The organism is Allomuricauda sp. NFXS6 (assembly GCF_040148835.1).
Classification (GTDB): Bacteria; Bacteroidota; Bacteroidia; order Flavobacteriales; family Flavobacteriaceae; genus Flagellimonas.
Map to the genome: position 1 here is coordinate 46,053 of NZ_JAGEMG010000002.1, position 16,738 is coordinate 62,790.

Genomic DNA, 16,738 nt, shown 5'->3' on the forward strand with positions numbered 1-16,738 from the left:
CAAAATGAAAATTTATTTAAAACCTAGCTGTTAATTAATGGTTAAAAAAAACGCTAAACCCCTAGTTTTATGAAGGATTTAAGGGTTTAATTTTATACTTTAAGCGCTTATGAAACAGACAACGAAATTTTCCCGCATTATATCGGGAGCGATGACATGGGGAAGTTGGGGCAAAAAACTTTCCAAAAAAGAAATGATTGAATTGATGCACCACAGCATAGCCTGTGGGCTTACCACGTTTGACCATGCCGATATTTATGGGAGCTATTCTACCGAATCGGATTTTGGTAAGGCTTTTGGGGATAGTGGAATCAAGAGAGAGGACATCCAATTGATCACCAAATGCGGTATTCAAATGACTCGTGGCAGGGATAATCAAATTAATCATTATCAGTACGACAAGGATTACATCATTTGGTCCGCAGAGCAATCTCTAAAAAAGTTGAAAACAGATTATCTGGACTTTTTTTTGATGCACAGACCAAGTCCGCTGATGGAACCCGAAGAGATGGCGGAAGCTGCACAGCAATTGCTGCAAAGCGGAAAAATAAAACGGTTTGGGGTATCCAATTTTACACCATCACAAGTGGCCATGTTGGAAACTGCTATACCTGTTGAAGGAAACCAAGTAGAATTTTCGCTGACACATCACGGCCCTATGTACGATGGTACTTTTGATGATTGTATAGCCACTAAAAAAATGGCGATGGCATGGAGCCCTTTGGGAACATTTTTTAGGGAGGATGATGAACAAGTGACACGGATAAAAGAGGCTATGGGACCTTTGATGGAGAAGTATGATGCTGAAGAGAGTCAGTTGCTTTTGGCTTGGATTTTAAAACATCCCGCAAAAGTGTATCCGGTTATTGGGACCACAAACAAAAAAAGAATAGCATTGGCTGCAAAGGCCAGCAAAATAGAATTGGAACTTCAGGATTGGTTCGCCCTTTTGGTGGCAGGTCAAGGGCATGATGTTCCCTAGTAAAGAATGAAAAGTGGAAAAAACAGCATTAATTACAGGAGCTACAAGCGGCATAGGAAAGGCAACTGCTGAACTTTTTGCAGAGCAAGGAATCAATTTGATTCTTTGTGGTCGCAGGGAAGAGCGTTTGAACCAACTTAAGAACGAACTGGGCAGGGATACGGCGATTTTTACACTCAATTTTGATGTGAGAAATCGTGAGGACGTATTCTCGGCCATTGAAAGTTTGCCCAGGGAATTTTCAGAAATCGATATCTTGGTCAACAATGCGGGGAATGCACACGGCTTGGACCCAATTGATAAAGGTAGCCCTGACGATTGGGATGCGATGTTGGACATTAACGTCAAAGGATTGTTGTACATGTCCAAGGCCGTTATTCCCCAAATGGTAGCGCGCAAATCGGGGCATATTATCAACATTGGGTCTACGGCAGGCAAGGAAGTTTACCCAAACGGAAATGTGTATTGTGCCAGTAAGCACGCTGTGGATGCCATCAACCAAGGAATGCGAATCGACTTAAATGCCTATGGCATACGAGTTGGGGCCGTAAACCCCGGCCTGGTAGAAACGGAATTCAGCGATGTTAGGTTTAAGGGCGATACGGAAAAAGCTTCCAAAGTGTACAAAGGCTTTCAGCCCTTAAAACCGGAAGATATTGCGGATATCATTCTGTTTGTTGTCACGCGTCCTTACCATGTGAACATTGCCGACCTTGTGGTGATGCCCACTGCACAGGCCAGCAGCACGATTGTCAACAAAAATGGTTCATAGTTGATGTTTAAAGGTCAAAACCGTCAGTTCGAGTTTTTTCTGAAGGAAAAAGTATCGAGAACAAGGTTTGTACGATTAAAAATTCTATTCTGGATACATTTTTTTGAACTTAGGTTCAAAAAACCACTCGAAATGACGAATTTTTCTTTGGTTTATAAAATCTCGAAACCTTAAAATATGATCAACAAACGCCTACTCGTAAAAAACCTTTTGGCCCACAACGACGAGAATAGTTTTTACGACAAAAAGCGTTTTATATCCATTGGTGAAAAAGAAGGCAAGGCCAAGTTTTTAAAGCATGTCTGTGCCTTGGCCAACAGCAATCCAAAGAACAATTCCTTTATCGTGATCGGCGTGGAGGATGAGGACAATACCATTGTTGGCGTCGATTTTTTTGATGACAGCAAAATACAGAACCTCGTCAATGCCTATCTGGACAATCCCCCTTTGATTTCCTACGAAAACATTCCATTTCCGCATTTGCCCGAAGGCAAAGTAGTTGGTCTGGTCACTATCAGGTCCAATGGTAAGGTCTGTGCCCTTCGGAAGAATATTTGGAAGTATTATGGAGGTGCGGTTTTCTTCCGAGAGGGAAGTATCAGCCTGCCCAAAGCTTTTGATATTGAGTTGAAGGACATCAATTCCGACAAGGTGGCCACTATTGAGCAGCACGCCCGAAACAACATTGAACTTACCCTGGATGCCGTGATGCAGTTTTTTAATACCCGGCACCCCGATCTTACCAGCGATTATAAAGTATTTAAGGAGCAATTTGTGGTCTGCTGGGCCGGAAACAAGAAAAAGGTGAAGGGCAAGGTCTATTATTCGAGAGTGGACATAGAACTCATCAACGAACAGGTAAAGTTGTTCTATTCCGCTTTGGATGAAATCACTATTGAGCACGATGAAGATTCATTTAAAACCTTGGAATATGTGCAACTGGGTTTGGGCTCGCAACAAAAATATTATCCCTTGGAAGAAGTGGTCATCACATTTTCAGACAATGGCAAGTACACCATCAACAGTGAATTAATATTTGAGCCGCCACAATTTGATAAAAAAACCCTTTATCACGTATACAATTCCAATAATGCGTTGCTTAAAAAATTGGAAAACCATATTCCCTTGACCGATTCGGAACATACCGATATTACGCACCTACCGGCAACTTATCTTATTTGTTATTTGAACGGTTTTGAAGAGGCGAAGGACAAAATGGATGGGTCGCGTGCACTGCTCAAGGCATATGATAGCCACGTGTATCAATCCTTGAAGGAGTCACAACGGATTCTGAGAAAAGTTAGGTACGCCTAGGATTTCATCAGCCAAAGCATTTGATAAGGCATCACTTCCAAAAGGGCACTGTTCAATGCTATTTTTTCGGCCGACACCAAATCCATGGGCTCACCATTGCTAAAATACCCCAGTTTTTTGATCCAACTGCTGTCAATTACCTGTGGGTTTTCATCAAAATTGCAAATCACCAATAGCCTTTTGTCATCGTGCGTTCTTTCTAAAGAAAGAATGTGGTCGTTCCCCGTGTGGTAAATCTCCAGATTGTTGTGGTCGGCAAAAACCGTATTTTCCTTTCTTATTTTGATGAGCTTTTGAAGCGTGCGAAATATTGCCGATTGAGGGGAATCCTCTTTCTCCAATTTTGAAATGGTTTCCCAATCTTGCCTCGGTCGGTTTACCCATCGGCTGTCCCCTTTTTTGGATGCATCATTCTGAAAGGAGTAGTCGTTTAAAGTGCCGATTTCATCCCCGGCATAAATCAGGGGGATACCCTCAAAGGCCAAGGTTATTCCATGCAGCATTATGATTTTATTTACCGATTCTTTTATCAAATCATCATTTTTTGTTGCGATGGCCTTCTCAAGCCCCAACAAAGAAGCTGCACTTCCCGTTATGCGGCCGTCTCCAGTTTTTGGGTTGTACATAAAAAGCATGCCTTTTGCCGGGGACCAATCCAATCGTTGGCAATAGTAGTCCAACAAAAATTTACGGTGCATTTCTGGATTCCAGCCCAATTCTTGGATGAGATGGTTTTCGTATCCCAGACCAATATCATCGTGGCAACGGATGTAGTTGATCCAAGTACAATCCTTGGGTTTGGGAGGGACGTGCATCAAACTTTTATAGAGCAATTGTGTTTTCTTCGTGGCAATGGAATTCCATAAAAGTGCCATCAATGATGCATTGTAGGCCACTTCGCATTCGTTGCCCCGTTTTTCGCTTTCCCCAAAATATTTTACAATGTTCGTGGGTGCCACAATGGCCTCGGCCAATAAAATGGATCCTGGGGCCACTACTTGTAGACACATCCTGAACAAGGAAATAAGATTGTGGGCCTCGGGAAGGTTTTGGGAAATCGTCCCGATTTTTTTCCAAAGAAAGGCGAGCGCATCAAAACGAACTACATCCACGCCCAAATCCGTTAACTTTACCAAATTGGCGAGCATCTCCAAAAATACTTCGGGGTTGGTATAGTTGAGGTCCCATTGGTAGCTATTGAAAACGGTCATCACCCATTTTTCCATTTCGGGGATATAGGTGAAGTTGCCAGGAGAGGTTTCCGGGAAGACTTCTGGCAAAGTTTTTTCAAATTCGGCCGGGATAGTGAAATCCTCATAAGTATAATAGTAGTTTTGGTATTTTTTATCGCCCTTAATGGCCTTTTTGGCCCAAGAAAATTCATTTGAAGTGTGATTGACCACAAAATCGAGCATCAAATAAATACCGTTTTTACGTAAAGCTGAGGTGAGCTCCAGTAAATCTTTCTTGGAACCATACTTTTTATCCACTTCAAGGTAGCTGTTCACCGCATAACCGCCATCACTTTCTCCTTTGGGTCTGGTAGTAATGGGCATAAGGTGCAAAAAGTTTACCCCCAGTTTTTTAAAGTAGGGTATTTTTTCTTGCAGCCCTTTTAGGTCTTTATTGAAATGCTCCACATACAATTGCATGCCCACGATTTTCTCGGACTGGTACCAATTGCCCGATTTTAATCGCTGCAAATCTTGATTCCGCAACGCTTCGGGTCTTTCCAAATACAATTTGGGCAGAAGTTGCAACAATTTTTTAAAATTTTTCTCGTGACGCTCTTCAGGATACAGGGAAAAAAACTGTTTTTGAATCAGGGTCAGGTTGGTGGCCAATCGTAGGTCAAAGAGTTCCTTGCTGTCCTTGCCTTTTTGTGAAAGTAGTCTATGTAAGCTGGCTTGGTTCATTTATTTTTCGAGCTGTTCCTTTGTGGGCAAGGCTACAATCGCACCATAATTGGTAGTGGTTATGGCTCCGGCCTTATTTGCTTTGGCAACCATTTTTTCCAGTAGTTCAAAATCCTCCAAAACAGGGTCAAAACTGCCCAAATCGGAAATTTGATATAACAAACACCCGATAAAAGCATCTCCAGCACCCGTAGTATCGATTGGGCTTACTGGTACACTTGGGATTGTTTTTTTGGTTCCGTTCATACTTAGAAGGGTTCCGTCTTTCCCCAAAGTCACGGCAATGATTTTTGTTCCAACCTTATGCAATTTATCACAAGCTTCGTTCAGATCTTCTTTTCCGGATAGAAGTTGAGCTTCCTCTAGGCTAAACTTGCACAAATGTGATTTCTCCACGAAAGGCATACATTTTTTTACGAATGTTTCCTCATCATCCTTCCATAGGTCGCTTCTAAAATTGGGATCAAAACAGATGAACATTTCTTTGGTAAGGCCATCAAACAGGTATTTGGCGTATGTTTTTTCCAAGGGACCTCCCAGTAGAGCGGTGGCAGCGCCTAAATGAAGAATGTTTCCGGATAGATTTTTTCTAAGAGCGGGATTGTATTTTAATTCCTTGTCCGCCCCTCTGCTAAAAACAAAATCACGTTCTCCATCTTCCGCAATGGAAACAAAGGCCAAGGTCGTAAAAGTGTCCGATAATTGCGCCAGTGATATATCAACGCCTTCTCTTTTTAAGGTCTCCAAAAGAAATTTACCGAAGGGGTCTTTGCCAACACAACCAATAAAAACTCCGTTTCCTCCCAATTTGGATATCGCACAGGCCACATTGGCCGGTGCACCACCAGCTTTTTTGGTAAACTCATTTGCTTTGGACAGGTCGCTTCCCTGCTTTTCAGCAACAAAATCGATCAATAATTCCCCAATGCAGTATACTTTTTTCATAGGTTTTCGGAATATTCTAAGGTACATAGAAAAATGTACCATGTCCAAAAAAACAGTTAGGTTAATTTAAATTATAGGTTAAATGCGTTATAAAGCAGCAATGATTTTTCACGGGCCAAGCATTTGTGTGTAATTTTGCTAAAAACTTTTCTATGCGGACACTCGTAGTGGGCGACATCCATTCTGGGGTGAGGGCTTTGGAACAATTGATCAACAAAGCCAAGGTTACCTCCAAAGATCATATTATATTTTTAGGAGATTATGTAGATGCTTGGAGCACGGCCGTTGAGACCGTTGACTATTTAATCCGGCTTCAACGAGAATACCGTTGCACTTTTATCCGCGGCAACCACGACGAGCTTTGCCGAGCTTGGTTGATGGACCAAAAAGAGAATCCACAATGGTTGGCTCATGGTGGAAAAGCAACAAGGGAATCCTACTTGAATGCAGACAGGGAAAAATGGGAAGAGCATCTTAAATTTTATAGGGAATTAAAGAATTATCACCTCACCGATGACAACCGTTTGTATTTGCATGCAGGCTATACCAATCTCAAAGGAATAGATTATGAATATTTTGAACAAACCTTTTATTGGGATCGAACATTATGGGAGCTTGCTACGGCAATGGATCGCAATTTAGAACCTTCGGACCCTAAGTTTCCCAAAAGATTGACTCATTACAAGGAAGTTTACATTGGCCATACCCCATTATCGAAAACAGCGTTTGTGGAGCCCCAAAAAAGGGCCAATGTTTGGAACGTGGATACCGGGGCTGCATTTAAGGGGGGATTGACGATGATGGACGTAGAATCCAAAGAATATTGGCAAAGTGACCCTGTTTTTACCTTTTACCCTGGCGAAAGAGGAAGAAATTAAGAGAATTCCAAGAATTTATCTAGACCTTTGTATAAAACCTCTTGTTATGTCGATTAAGAATGTCCGATTGGAAGTTATGCAGGCCATTGAGCCTAAAGTTGAAGGTTATATCAATGAATTTCTAATTCCAGCCGAAAAAATTTGGCAGCCCACCGATTTCTTGCCAAACTCACAAAGTGATAGTTTTTATGATGAAGTGGAAAAAATCCGTGGTGAAGCCAAGGAACTCGGCTACGATTTCTGGGTGACCCTTGTTGCAGACACTATTACTGAAGAAGCATTGCCAACTTATGAGTCTTGGCTGATGGATGTGGAAGGTATTGACCAACATAACGGCAAGGATAACGGTTGGAGCAAATGGGTACGCGCTTGGACCGCCGAGGAAAATAGGCATGGCGATGTTTTAAACAAATATCTTTACTTATCCGGACGCGTGAATATGCGGGAAATAGAGATGACTACGCAGCATTTGATATCCGATGGATTTGATATCGGAACGGATCGGGATCCCTATAAAAATTTTGTTTACACCACTTTTCAAGAGTTGGCTACAAATATCTCCCATAAGCGCGTAGGGAAAATGGCCAGGCAAAAAGGAAATGCGCTGCTCGCCAAAATGTGTACCATTATTGCTGGTGATGAAATGAGGCACCATTTGGCTTACCGAGAGTTTGTAAAAACCATTATGGGGCAAGACCCTGATGGCATGGTGTTGGCCTTTGCCGATATGATGAAGAAAAAAATTGTGATGCCTGCTCATTTTTTAAGGGAATCCGGTGGAAGCATCGGTGAGGCGTTTGAACAATTTTCCAATTGCGCACAACGGTTGGGCGTTTATACCGCCCAGGACTATATCGATATTCTTAAAAAGCTGAACGCTTATTGGGACATAGGAAATCTGCGCGGGCTTTCCGATGAAGCGGAAAAAGCCAGGGTTTATTTAATGAAGCTACCGGACAGATTACAAAGAATATCCGAACGTATGCAGTTCACCCAAGATCAGCATACTTTTAAATGGGTAGAAGCCAATGGAATGTTATAGAAAGACAAGTCGGTCTTAATTCATTAGTATTTACCGGCCCGATGCTTTTCCTGCCATTCAAACAATTGTTCCCAATGCCCCTCGTAGGCCATTTTTGCCTGCATTGGCCATGAGGCGGGATCGTGGACACGATAACGCTTTCCTCCAGAATCCAACACTTCTTGACATTTATCCGTGGAGCTTTCTGCAAGTGTTTTCCAGGTTTTAATGCCAAAATTGTGGAAGAGGCCTTCGATTTTTGGGCCGATACCTTCAATAAGTTTAAGGTCGTTTTCTTTAATGGTTTTTCCAAATACCGCTTTAGCTTCCTTTGCATCAAATAAAAAAGGTTCTTTTTCCAAAGGTTCTGGATGGTCATCAATCGTAAACTCTTTAGTTTTTGTGGTAAAGGGTTCGAGTCTTTTTCGACAGGTTTCCAAATCGGATTTTAATTTGGCATTGGCTATTTCTAGACTATTGAGCTCCATGGATTTTTCTGGGGAGGAATGACTGCTGGATTTTCCAAAAAAATAGCCAAGAATCCCAGAGATGATTCCTGTAATGGCCAAAATACCCCAATACCATATCGTAGAACTTTCCAAATCCATATTTTGAGTAAATGCAAGTTATCAACCGCACTTTTAAAATATTAAAAAAACCTTAAATTCCTAAATTATAATACTGGAAATTAGGCTATTCATAAAAGAAAGGAATTTTTACTAGAAAACCCGAGTCCGAAAACGAAATAAAATGTACCAACCATACACTTTTTATAGCCACTTGTAATATAGCTCTTAATTACTAAAGATAAAATTTAGAAATTTATAACTCAATATTAGGTAAAGAACCCTGTTTCTCCCGACGAAGATCCGGCATTGAAATAGGGTTTTAAAGTTAAGTTTGAGTTAGTTAAGTTGGTTTTAAAGACTGCCCATTTGAGGTTTGACCCAAATGGGCGGCTTTTTTTATAGGTCGAACTTAATGCCTTGTGCCAATGGAAGCTCCGTAGTATAATTAATGGTGTTGGTTTGTCTTCTCATATAAATCTTCCATGCATCCGAACCACTTTCTCTACCACCTCCGGTTTCTTTTTCACCACCAAAGGCACCACCAATCTCTGCTCCGGATGTACCTATATTTACGTTGGCAATTCCACAATCGGAACCTTCAACAGAAAGGAAGCGCTCTGCTTCCCGCAAATTGTTGGTCATAATTGCTGATGAAAGTCCTTGTCTGACACCATTTTGCATATCCAAAGCATTTTGAAGGTCGCCTTTATATTTCAAAATATATAAGACGGGACCAAAGGTTTCATGCTGAACGATTTCGAAATGGTTTTCGGCTTCGGCGATTGCAGGTTTTACATAGCAACCGCTTTCATAGCCTTCACCTTCCAATACACCCCCTTCAACCAATACTTTTCCGCCTTCGGCCTCTACCTTTTCCAAGGCATCCAAATAATTTTTTACGGCATCTTTATCAATCAATGGGCCTACATGGTTGTTTTCATCCAATGGATTTCCAATTCGTATTTGTTTGTAGGCGTCAACAATGGCATTTTTAACCTTATCGTACACATCTTCGTGAACGATCAATCGTCTTGTTGAGGTACAGCGTTGCCCACAAGTTCCCACAGCCCCAAATACGGCACCGATAACAGTATTTTTTATGTTTGCATCAGGTGTAACGATGATAGCATTGTTACCACCAAGTTCCAACAAGGTCTTTCCAAGGCGTTCGGCAACTGTTTTTGCAACTATTTTTCCCATACGGATAGAACCTGTGGCCGAAATCAATGGAACACGTTCATCTTTGGTCATAAATTCACCCACGCGGTAGTCGCCGGTAATCAAACAGGAAATACCTTCTGGTACTCCGTTCTCAGTAAACACACGGGCTGCGATATTTTGGCATGCCACAGAGGTCATAGGAGTTTTTTCGGAACCTTTCCAGATACATGCGTCCCCACAAACCCATGCCAAGGCGGTGTTCCATGACCAAACGGCTACGGGGAAGTTAAAGGCAGAGATAATACCAACAACACCGAGAGGATGGTATTGTTCGTACATGCGGTGACCCGGGCGTTCGCTGTGCATGGTGAGCCCGTGCAATTGACGTGACAGGCCTACAGCAAAATCACAGATGTCTATCATTTCCTGTACTTCGCCCAATCCTTCTTGGTAGCTCTTCCCCATTTCAAAGGATACCAATTTGCCCAAAGGCTCTTTTAACCTGCGAAGCTCATCGTTAAATTTGCGAACCACCTCACCACGTTGGGGGGCAGGAATTGTCCTCCAAGTTTTAAACCCTTCCGTAGCCGTGCTGATTACTTTTTCGTAATCCTCTTTGGTAGTGGCTTTCACTTTTCCGATCAATGCACCATCTACAGGTGAGTAGGATTCAATGATATCTCCCTCGGAAAACCAGTTTTTTCCTGTGGAGGTACCGTTGTTTATTTCATTTAAACCAAGTTCTTTTAAGGCTTCTTGTATTCCAAAAGCAGTTGCTATTTTTGACATTTATAACTTTTTAGGAGTGAATTGTTATATTTTTACAATATTACGAATAATCTTGCAGAGGATAAACGGTTTACAGCAATAGATGGGTCAATAAAAGAATAATTGCTATAAGGGCTGGAAGCGCCTGAACCACAAATATTTTTTTTGATGCCGTTATACCTCCATAGATACCTGCCACGACTACACAACTCAAAAAGAAGAGTCCAACATAAACTTGCCATTGCGAGTCTTGAATAATCAAGGACCAAATAAGACCTGCTGCCAAAAAACCATTGTAAAGACCTTGATTTGCTGCTAAAGTTTTTGTGGGTTCGAACAAATCTTCCCTGAAGTTACGGAATACTTTTTTCGCTTTGGTAGTCCATGCAAACATTTCCAACCACAGAAAATAGATGTGGAGCAATGCCACAACACCAATAATAATTTTTGCCACTAGGGGTATCATTCTTCTTTTGCTACAAAACGTTCATCAACGGGCATAACAGTTCCACAATTATCACAAGTGCGCAATTCTTCAGAACTATAAAAGTGCTTAAAATGACCCAAAAAGTCTTTTTCGATATCATTCAATTTAAAATAGACCTCGTACAATTTATGGTTGCAGTTATCACAGAACCAAAGCAATCCATCTTCAGCATCAAGGTCTACACGTTTTCGCTCAACTACCAGCCCAATGGAATCTTCATGGCGGGCAGGGGAATGTGGTACTTTAGCGGGATGTAGGTACATATCTCCAGGTCCCAATTTCATGGTCTTTTTCTGGCCATCTTCTTGAATGTGTACTTCTATATGGCCTTCTAGTTGATAAAAAAGCTCCTCCGTTTCATTGTAGTGGTAATCCTTTCTTGCATTGGGTCCGGCCACGATCATAACAATATAGTCGCCCGACTCTTTGTAGAGATTTTTATTGCCAACCGGAGGTTTTAGGGTTTCCCTGTTTTCCTCGACCCATTTATTTAGATTGAAAGGTGCCTGTATCGCCATGTTAAAGATTTTACTAAAGGTAAAAAAAACTTGCCAGCAACATAACGATTCACAAAAAAGAGGGTATCTAAAAAGTAAGGCGATGTCATATTGAGCTTGTCGAAATATTTTCAACTTTACTGATAATCAATATCGGTTTCGACTGGCTCAACCTGACAAATCAAGTTATGAAGACTTTTTAAACACCCTCCTTTCCTTTTCTTATATGTTTTTGGTTGATTATTCTACTTTCATAAATATCTGGGTAAAATAGGGTCTACCATCTTTATCTAGCTCTATGCTAAGGGTTGTGTGGCTAAAGTCGCCTTCCATGGCGTCTTTGTGAGAGGTGCTGTTTATCCAGGCATCCAGGGTAACTTCTGCAGATGTGTAATAGCGAGCAACATTTTCAGATATCAGTTGTGCATTTATTTCAGCCGCGATTTTGGAGGCGCGGGCTTCAAAATTATCATGGCTCAGGCTGTTTCTGGAAATCATATAATCGTTATGCTCCTCGGCATATTTATATGCCGGCGGGCTATTTTCCAAAATGTTCAAGCCAATCGATTCACGGTGATCATTGACCAAGTTGAACAATTCTTCTTCCATCTTTACCGGATCAACAGTGACTTTTTCATTTCCAAGATTAGCCTCCGTATAGTTCTGTTCAAATTCTTCAGGCGAAGATTGGCTGCAGCTCACAAGAAGCAATAAAAAAGCCATGACCAGCGTAGTGCTAGAATATTTTTTCATTTTCGGGGTGTTTTCGGGAGTGTTCAATTCCCTTATGTTCTCGATTGCTAAACTAATGGAGACACGGCCCTTTTCCATGGAATTTCCATGTTTGGATAGATTATCACGTTGAAATGCAGATAGATGGGTTCAATGGTGTTTTTAAGTAAAAGCCGAATCCTTTTATCGGGAAAAGGGTACCGTTTATATGATTTCTTCCTTTGCTTCTATTTCCTCTGATGGAGTATTTGCATCATCAAAAACATAAGAAAAAACCAGTGCGCCTATTTCCTTGATGGGTTCGTAGAAAACGGATTCTTTTTTGGTTTCCTCATTGATGAGTCCCAGAGGGGTGGTAAGCTTTTCGAAGAAAATAAGGAACGCACCTAAAATCACAGCAACTTTTAAAGCGCCAAAAATACCTCCTGCGATTTTGTTCAAAAGTCCGAGCATGGCAAAATTGGCAATTTTGGTCAAGAATTTTCCTGCCAAATTCACTACAATGATGATGGCAAAAAAAGTAATCAAAAATGCAGCAATTTTAAGATATTGGTCGCTCCAATCGAACTGTTCGGACAAGTATTCGCCAGTGATGTACGAAAAATGGATGGTACCATAGATACCTGCAATAAGGGCAATCAAAGAGGCCAATTCCACAAAAAGGCCGTTTTTGAGACCTTTGTAAAGGCCCCAGACCAAAAGAATTCCGATGATAATATCCAAAAAGCTCATACGCAGGTTTTAACAAATATAGAATATTGATTTGTACCTTTGGTACTCATTACAAAACACATGTCAAGAGACGAACAATTAAAGGAACGATGGGAGTTTTTGGTGGAAAAACTATCTGCGCAATTTTCTGATGGGGACCCGCTGGAACTCGATGGAATTGTTTATTTGGTCGGCGTTCAGGAATTGGGGGACTTTCATCGTAAATTTAAAAAGGACGAAAAGGTCAATTTGATGCATATCGCCATCTGTAGGCTTTTGGAACCTTATGGTTATTACGATTTTGATTTTTTTGATGAGGACGGATGGCCTCATTATAAAATGAAAGAGCAATTGCCACCGTTAAAAGCTGGGGAACAATCCGTTTTAATGAAAGAAGCCCTGGTCAACTACTTCATGGAAAAGGAATACATCACCTAAATGGAGCCAAAAAAACCGTACTACGCCGTAATTTTCACCAACCTTAGAACTTCTGGTGATGATGGTTACGCGAAAATGGCTGAAGAAATGGAAACTCTGGCCAGGAAACAACCCGGATTTTTGGACTTTGAAAGCGCCCGCGATGGTCTAGGAATTTCTATCAGTTATTGGGAGAGTTTAGAAGCCATTGCCAATTGGAAAGCCCAGTTAGATCATAAAGAAGCCCAGAAAAAAGGAATCCAAAAATGGTACTCTTGGTATAAGGTTAGAGTGTGCCGTGTGGAACGCGAATACGAATTCAACAAATAGACCCATGAGCGAGAACAATGCTTTTTCCAACTTAAACAGAAAGGAGAACCTTCAAACAGTTGCCAAAAAGGCCTATGATCTTGTGGTGATCGGCGGAGGAATTACTGGGGCAGGCATTGCTTTGGATGCTTCTTCCCGAGGCATGAAGGTTTTATTGCTCGAAAAAGGCGATTTTGCTTCGGGTACCAGCAGTAAATCCACCAAGCTCATTCACGGGGGACTCCGTTATTTAAAACAGTTCGATTTTTGGTTGGTGAAGGAAGTGGGTTCCGAAAGGGCCATCGTTCACAAATTGGCCCCACATTTGGTGCTTCCCGAAAAGATGCTGCTTCCCCTTATCGAAGGCGGTTCCTATGGAAAATGGCTGACGTCCATCGGTTTGAAGGTCTATGATATTTTGGCGCAGGTCTCCGGGGATGACAAACGGCAGATGCTGGAGAAAAAGGAGGCCCTGAAATTGGAGCCCCTTTTGCCCAAAAAAATCTTGAACGGCGCCGGCTACTATGCCGAATACCGAACCGATGATGCCAGACTTACCTTGGAAAACCTAAAGACGAGTCTTCAATTTGGTGCGCAGTTGTTCAACTATACCAGGGTCACCGATTTTATCTACGAGGATGAGCAGGTAGCAGGCGTAAAATTCACTGATGAAGTCCTTGGAGATGAATATAGTGTATCATCAAAATATGTGATCAATGCCGCCGGGCCTTGGGTGGATGAGCTCAGAAGTGTAAACCAATCCAAAAAAGGCAAGCGATTACATTTGACCAAAGGCGTGCATTTAGTGTTTCCAAAGGAAAAACTTCCCGTAAAACAGTCCGTTTATTTTGATATCCCTGATGGTCGGATGATGTTCGCCATTCCGCGTGGAAAGGTCACCTATATTGGAACTACCGATACCAATTTCAATTTGGACAAGGACCATGTGACCACCGATATAGCCGATGCTATTTATTTGGTGTCCGCGGTGAACAATATGTTTCCTGACATTGAATTGGAGCTGGATGACATCGTTTCTTCTTGGGCCGGACTGCGGCCTTTGATTCACGAAGAGGGAAAATCAGCTTCAGAACTATCCCGAAAAGATGAAATTTTCACTTCCGACACCGGTTTGGTGAGTATTGCAGGGGGCAAGCTCACCGGATATCGAAAAATGGCCGAGCGAACCGTGAACCGCATCGCCAAAAAAATGGAGGAAGACCACGATGTGGACCTGAAGCCTTGCACTACGGACAAGATTCCACTTTGTGGGAACGAATTTAAAAAGTTTAAACACGTAAAAAAATATATTGGCAAGGTACAAGAGGAACTGCAAGCGGATGGTTTTTCGAAATATGATGGATGGTATCTAGTGACCACGTATGGCAAGCAAACGGAATCCATTTTAGAACTGTATGCCAAGATAAAGGGTGATAAACCTAAAGAACGTATGATCAGGGCCGAGGCTCAATTTGCCATCGCCCACGAAATGGCATTGAACCCTTTGGATTTTTTAATTAGAAGAACGGGCCGACTTTATTTTGATATTGACAGCGTTCGAAAATACAAAACAGCAGTTTTCGAGGAGTTCCAGAAGGCGTACAACTACTCAGCAGCAGAAATGGAAGCCTTTTCCCAGGAATTGGATGCGCAATTAAAGGAACATTCCGATTTTTCTTTGGAGCGGGATTAATCCAACTTCTCAGTCAACTTTTCAAAAACCTTTTTTGGGTTCTTGTTTTTACACAGCACTTGGTACAACACATTGATGATTGGCGTTTTGGATGTTTTTGCAGTATGTCCATCAACAGGTTGGCTCCAAACAGAAAGAATCTCAATCTACAAATAGCAAAAACAGATTATATTTTAAAGCGTTTTTTCTTTCAAGAAAAAAAATCCGTCAACTCAAAGCCCGCATAGGTCAACTCAAAAGGGGCATCTGTCCATTTAGAGGATATTGACCGATGAATTTCATATAGCTTCGTCTCAATCCTAAATTTCATTAACGCAAATACCTACTCTATGCAGTTCTTTAAAATGAAATCCTCAGTCAATCGAAATGCCTTTTTTCCAATTGCAACTTTTGTTTTGGCAATACTATTAGGTTCATGTGAAAATGAAGTAGAACAAAATTTACTGTTCAAAGAAAGTCAAACCATTTCCTTGCTTTTTGATAAGGCGGAAGTAGAGAAGGCAGAATTAAAGGAAAAATTAGTCTACAAGAATTACCATCTTACCAATTTAATGGAAGAAGTACTTAGATCTAACTTGGATTTTGACCAAAAAATGGGAAAGAAATCAGAAAAAGTACAGGGTTTACGCTCTTTTTATTTTGACGATTTATTAAGTGAAGATATCGCAGGAAAGGGACGTAGAACAAATAATGATAGTATACAGTTTTCCTTAAGTGCCTTTATTGATTTGGATGGAGGATCATGGCATTCATACGTTTATAAAATTAAAGAAGGCAGGGGAAGCCAACCTTTGTTCCTGATTAATAGTTATGACCCAGATATGGAGAAAGAAATTGTTCAAGGATACAAATTGGGTAGTGCCGGGCAACTGGAACTGAAGTATAGGGATTTGTCCGAGGATGACGTTTTTGGCCCAAATCCAGTTCAGGGAGCTATTGGGAATGATATTTATGTGCTCGGGATTTCCCCAGAGGACCAAGAAGCTATGTTGCCGGAGCCATTTGAGGCGTTTAATGATGGTGAAATTCCTGAGCCTTCCTCTGGTGAAGGTTCATCTGGAGGAGGTGGGGGTACCAGTAATACTTATGTGAAAATACAATATGTTAAGATTAAGGACAAAAAAGAATCATGGCTTGAAAAAGCAGATGTAAAATTTGAAGTTGTTACTGCTACCGCGTCATCACTGACCCCTGGAAATTTTCGTACGCATTGTGGTTATAATGTCGGTCTAGGGTGTTACTGGAATGGTAGCTTCCTAGTCCATTGTAACAATAATGAAGTTGGTGACAAAAGACTTGTGAACAGGGATATGGGCATTATTCAACAAGGTGATCTTGCTAAAATTGCTGTCTATGTAATTTTCGAATATGACTCTTGGCCTGCTGGAAAGGAAGTGTTTGAAAAAACATTGAACGGGGAAACATTGAAAGTAGGTTATAGGTCATATCAGTCAACTTACGATGAGCAAGTAGTTAATTTTCATAGCCAAAACCCTTTTAATCTTAAGAATGGAAAAAATTTAACCATTAATAATAATGATATAGAATATAATTTAAAATAGACTT

At 41.2% G+C, this 16,738-nt stretch carries 17 protein-coding genes; 9 read left to right on the plus strand and 8 right to left on the minus strand.

Annotated elements, in window-relative coordinates; translation table 11 throughout:
- Positions 1 to 109 precede the first annotated feature (109 nt).
- The 3 genes from J4E06_RS03505 to J4E06_RS03515 all read left to right on the plus strand — a co-directional run bounded on the left by J4E06_RS03505 (position 110) and on the right by J4E06_RS03515 (position 3,068).
- A complete protein-coding gene (locus tag J4E06_RS03505) occupies positions 110 to 982 on the plus strand; it encodes an aldo/keto reductase (protein WP_349522656.1) in 873 nt (290 codons plus the stop codon).
- Positions 983 to 995: 13 nt separating this feature from the next.
- The gene (locus J4E06_RS03510; protein ID WP_349522657.1) at positions 996 to 1,754 is read left to right on the plus strand and encodes an SDR family NAD(P)-dependent oxidoreductase; all 759 of its coding nucleotides are present in this window, start codon (positions 996 to 998) and stop codon (positions 1,752 to 1,754) included.
- A gap of 177 nt (positions 1,755 to 1,931) precedes the next feature.
- Positions 1,932 to 3,068, plus strand: a complete 1,137-nt coding sequence (locus J4E06_RS03515) for an ATP-binding protein (protein WP_349522658.1) — start codon at positions 1,932 to 1,934, stop codon at positions 3,066 to 3,068.
- On the opposite strand, the gene J4E06_RS03520 is transcribed toward J4E06_RS03515, so the two are convergent.
- Both J4E06_RS03520 and J4E06_RS03525 read right to left on the minus strand, forming a co-directional pair.
- On the minus strand, positions 3,065 to 4,984 hold the full coding sequence (locus J4E06_RS03520) for an amylosucrase (protein ID WP_349522659.1): 1,920 nt from the start codon (positions 4,982 to 4,984) through the stop codon (positions 3,065 to 3,067). The genes J4E06_RS03515 and J4E06_RS03520 overlap by 4 nt on opposite strands.
- The gene (locus J4E06_RS03525) at positions 4,985 to 5,929 is read right to left on the minus strand and encodes a carbohydrate kinase family protein (RefSeq protein WP_349522660.1); all 945 of its coding nucleotides are present in this window, start codon (positions 5,927 to 5,929) and stop codon (positions 4,985 to 4,987) included. It lies immediately after the preceding gene.
- A gap of 152 nt (positions 5,930 to 6,081) precedes the next feature.
- On the opposite strand from J4E06_RS03525, the gene J4E06_RS03530 reads away from it, so the two are divergent.
- Both J4E06_RS03530 and J4E06_RS03535 read left to right on the plus strand, forming a co-directional pair.
- A complete protein-coding gene (locus J4E06_RS03530) occupies positions 6,082 to 6,807 on the plus strand; it encodes a metallophosphoesterase (RefSeq protein ID WP_349522661.1) in 726 nt (241 codons plus the stop codon).
- A gap of 46 nt (positions 6,808 to 6,853) precedes the next feature.
- Positions 6,854 to 7,849, plus strand: a complete 996-nt coding sequence (locus J4E06_RS03535) for an acyl-ACP desaturase (RefSeq protein WP_349522662.1) — start codon at positions 6,854 to 6,856, stop codon at positions 7,847 to 7,849.
- 23 nt (positions 7,850 to 7,872) lie between these two features.
- Here the strand turns inward: J4E06_RS03535 and J4E06_RS03540 are convergent, their stop codons facing one another.
- The 6 genes from J4E06_RS03540 to J4E06_RS03565 all read right to left on the minus strand — a co-directional run bounded on the left by J4E06_RS03540 (position 7,873) and on the right by J4E06_RS03565 (position 12,774).
- Positions 7,873 to 8,436 carry a helix-hairpin-helix domain-containing protein gene (locus J4E06_RS03540; protein ID WP_349522663.1) on the minus strand — a complete coding sequence of 188 codons (564 nt, stop codon included), beginning with the start codon at positions 8,434 to 8,436 and terminating at the stop codon, positions 7,873 to 7,875.
- Positions 8,437 to 8,793: 357 nt separating this feature from the next.
- Complete coding sequence (amaB, locus tag J4E06_RS03545) at positions 8,794 to 10,347, minus strand: L-piperidine-6-carboxylate dehydrogenase (RefSeq protein ID WP_349522664.1); 1,554 nt, start codon at positions 10,345 to 10,347, stop codon at positions 8,794 to 8,796.
- 70 nt (positions 10,348 to 10,417) lie between these two features.
- Positions 10,418 to 10,792, minus strand: coding sequence for a DUF1304 domain-containing protein (locus J4E06_RS03550; protein WP_421813200.1), 375 nt, complete (start codon positions 10,790 to 10,792; stop codon positions 10,418 to 10,420).
- The gene (locus J4E06_RS03555; protein ID WP_349522665.1) at positions 10,789 to 11,331 is read right to left on the minus strand and encodes a 3-hydroxyanthranilate 3,4-dioxygenase; all 543 of its coding nucleotides are present in this window, start codon (positions 11,329 to 11,331) and stop codon (positions 10,789 to 10,791) included. Before J4E06_RS03555 ends, J4E06_RS03550 begins: the two co-directional genes overlap by 4 nt.
- A 219-nt stretch (positions 11,332 to 11,550) precedes the next feature.
- Complete coding sequence (locus J4E06_RS03560) at positions 11,551 to 12,141, minus strand: CAP domain-containing protein (protein WP_349522666.1); 591 nt, start codon at positions 12,139 to 12,141, stop codon at positions 11,551 to 11,553.
- Positions 12,142 to 12,246: 105 nt separating this feature from the next.
- Complete coding sequence (locus J4E06_RS03565) at positions 12,247 to 12,774, minus strand: CvpA family protein (protein ID WP_349522667.1); 528 nt, start codon at positions 12,772 to 12,774, stop codon at positions 12,247 to 12,249.
- Between the two features lie 60 nt (positions 12,775 to 12,834).
- Here J4E06_RS03565 and J4E06_RS03570 point away from each other — a divergent pair, with 60 nt between their 5' ends.
- The 4 genes from J4E06_RS03570 to J4E06_RS03585 all read left to right on the plus strand — a co-directional run bounded on the left by J4E06_RS03570 (position 12,835) and on the right by J4E06_RS03585 (position 16,734).
- The gene (locus tag J4E06_RS03570; RefSeq protein WP_349522668.1) at positions 12,835 to 13,191 is read left to right on the plus strand and encodes a hypothetical protein; all 357 of its coding nucleotides are present in this window, start codon (positions 12,835 to 12,837) and stop codon (positions 13,189 to 13,191) included.
- Positions 13,192 to 13,500: an antibiotic biosynthesis monooxygenase family protein gene (locus J4E06_RS03575; protein ID WP_349522669.1), complete on the plus strand. Its 309-nt coding sequence runs from the start codon at positions 13,192 to 13,194 to the stop codon at positions 13,498 to 13,500.
- 4 nt (positions 13,501 to 13,504) lie between these two features.
- Entirely contained in the window at positions 13,505 to 15,172 is a 1,668-nt protein-coding gene (locus tag J4E06_RS03580) for a glycerol-3-phosphate dehydrogenase/oxidase (protein WP_349522670.1), read from the plus strand.
- Positions 15,173 to 15,501: 329 nt separating this feature from the next.
- Positions 15,502 to 16,734 carry a hypothetical protein gene (locus tag J4E06_RS03585; RefSeq protein ID WP_349522671.1) on the plus strand — a complete coding sequence of 411 codons (1,233 nt, stop codon included), beginning with the start codon at positions 15,502 to 15,504 and terminating at the stop codon, positions 16,732 to 16,734.
- Positions 16,735 to 16,738 lie beyond the last annotated feature (4 nt).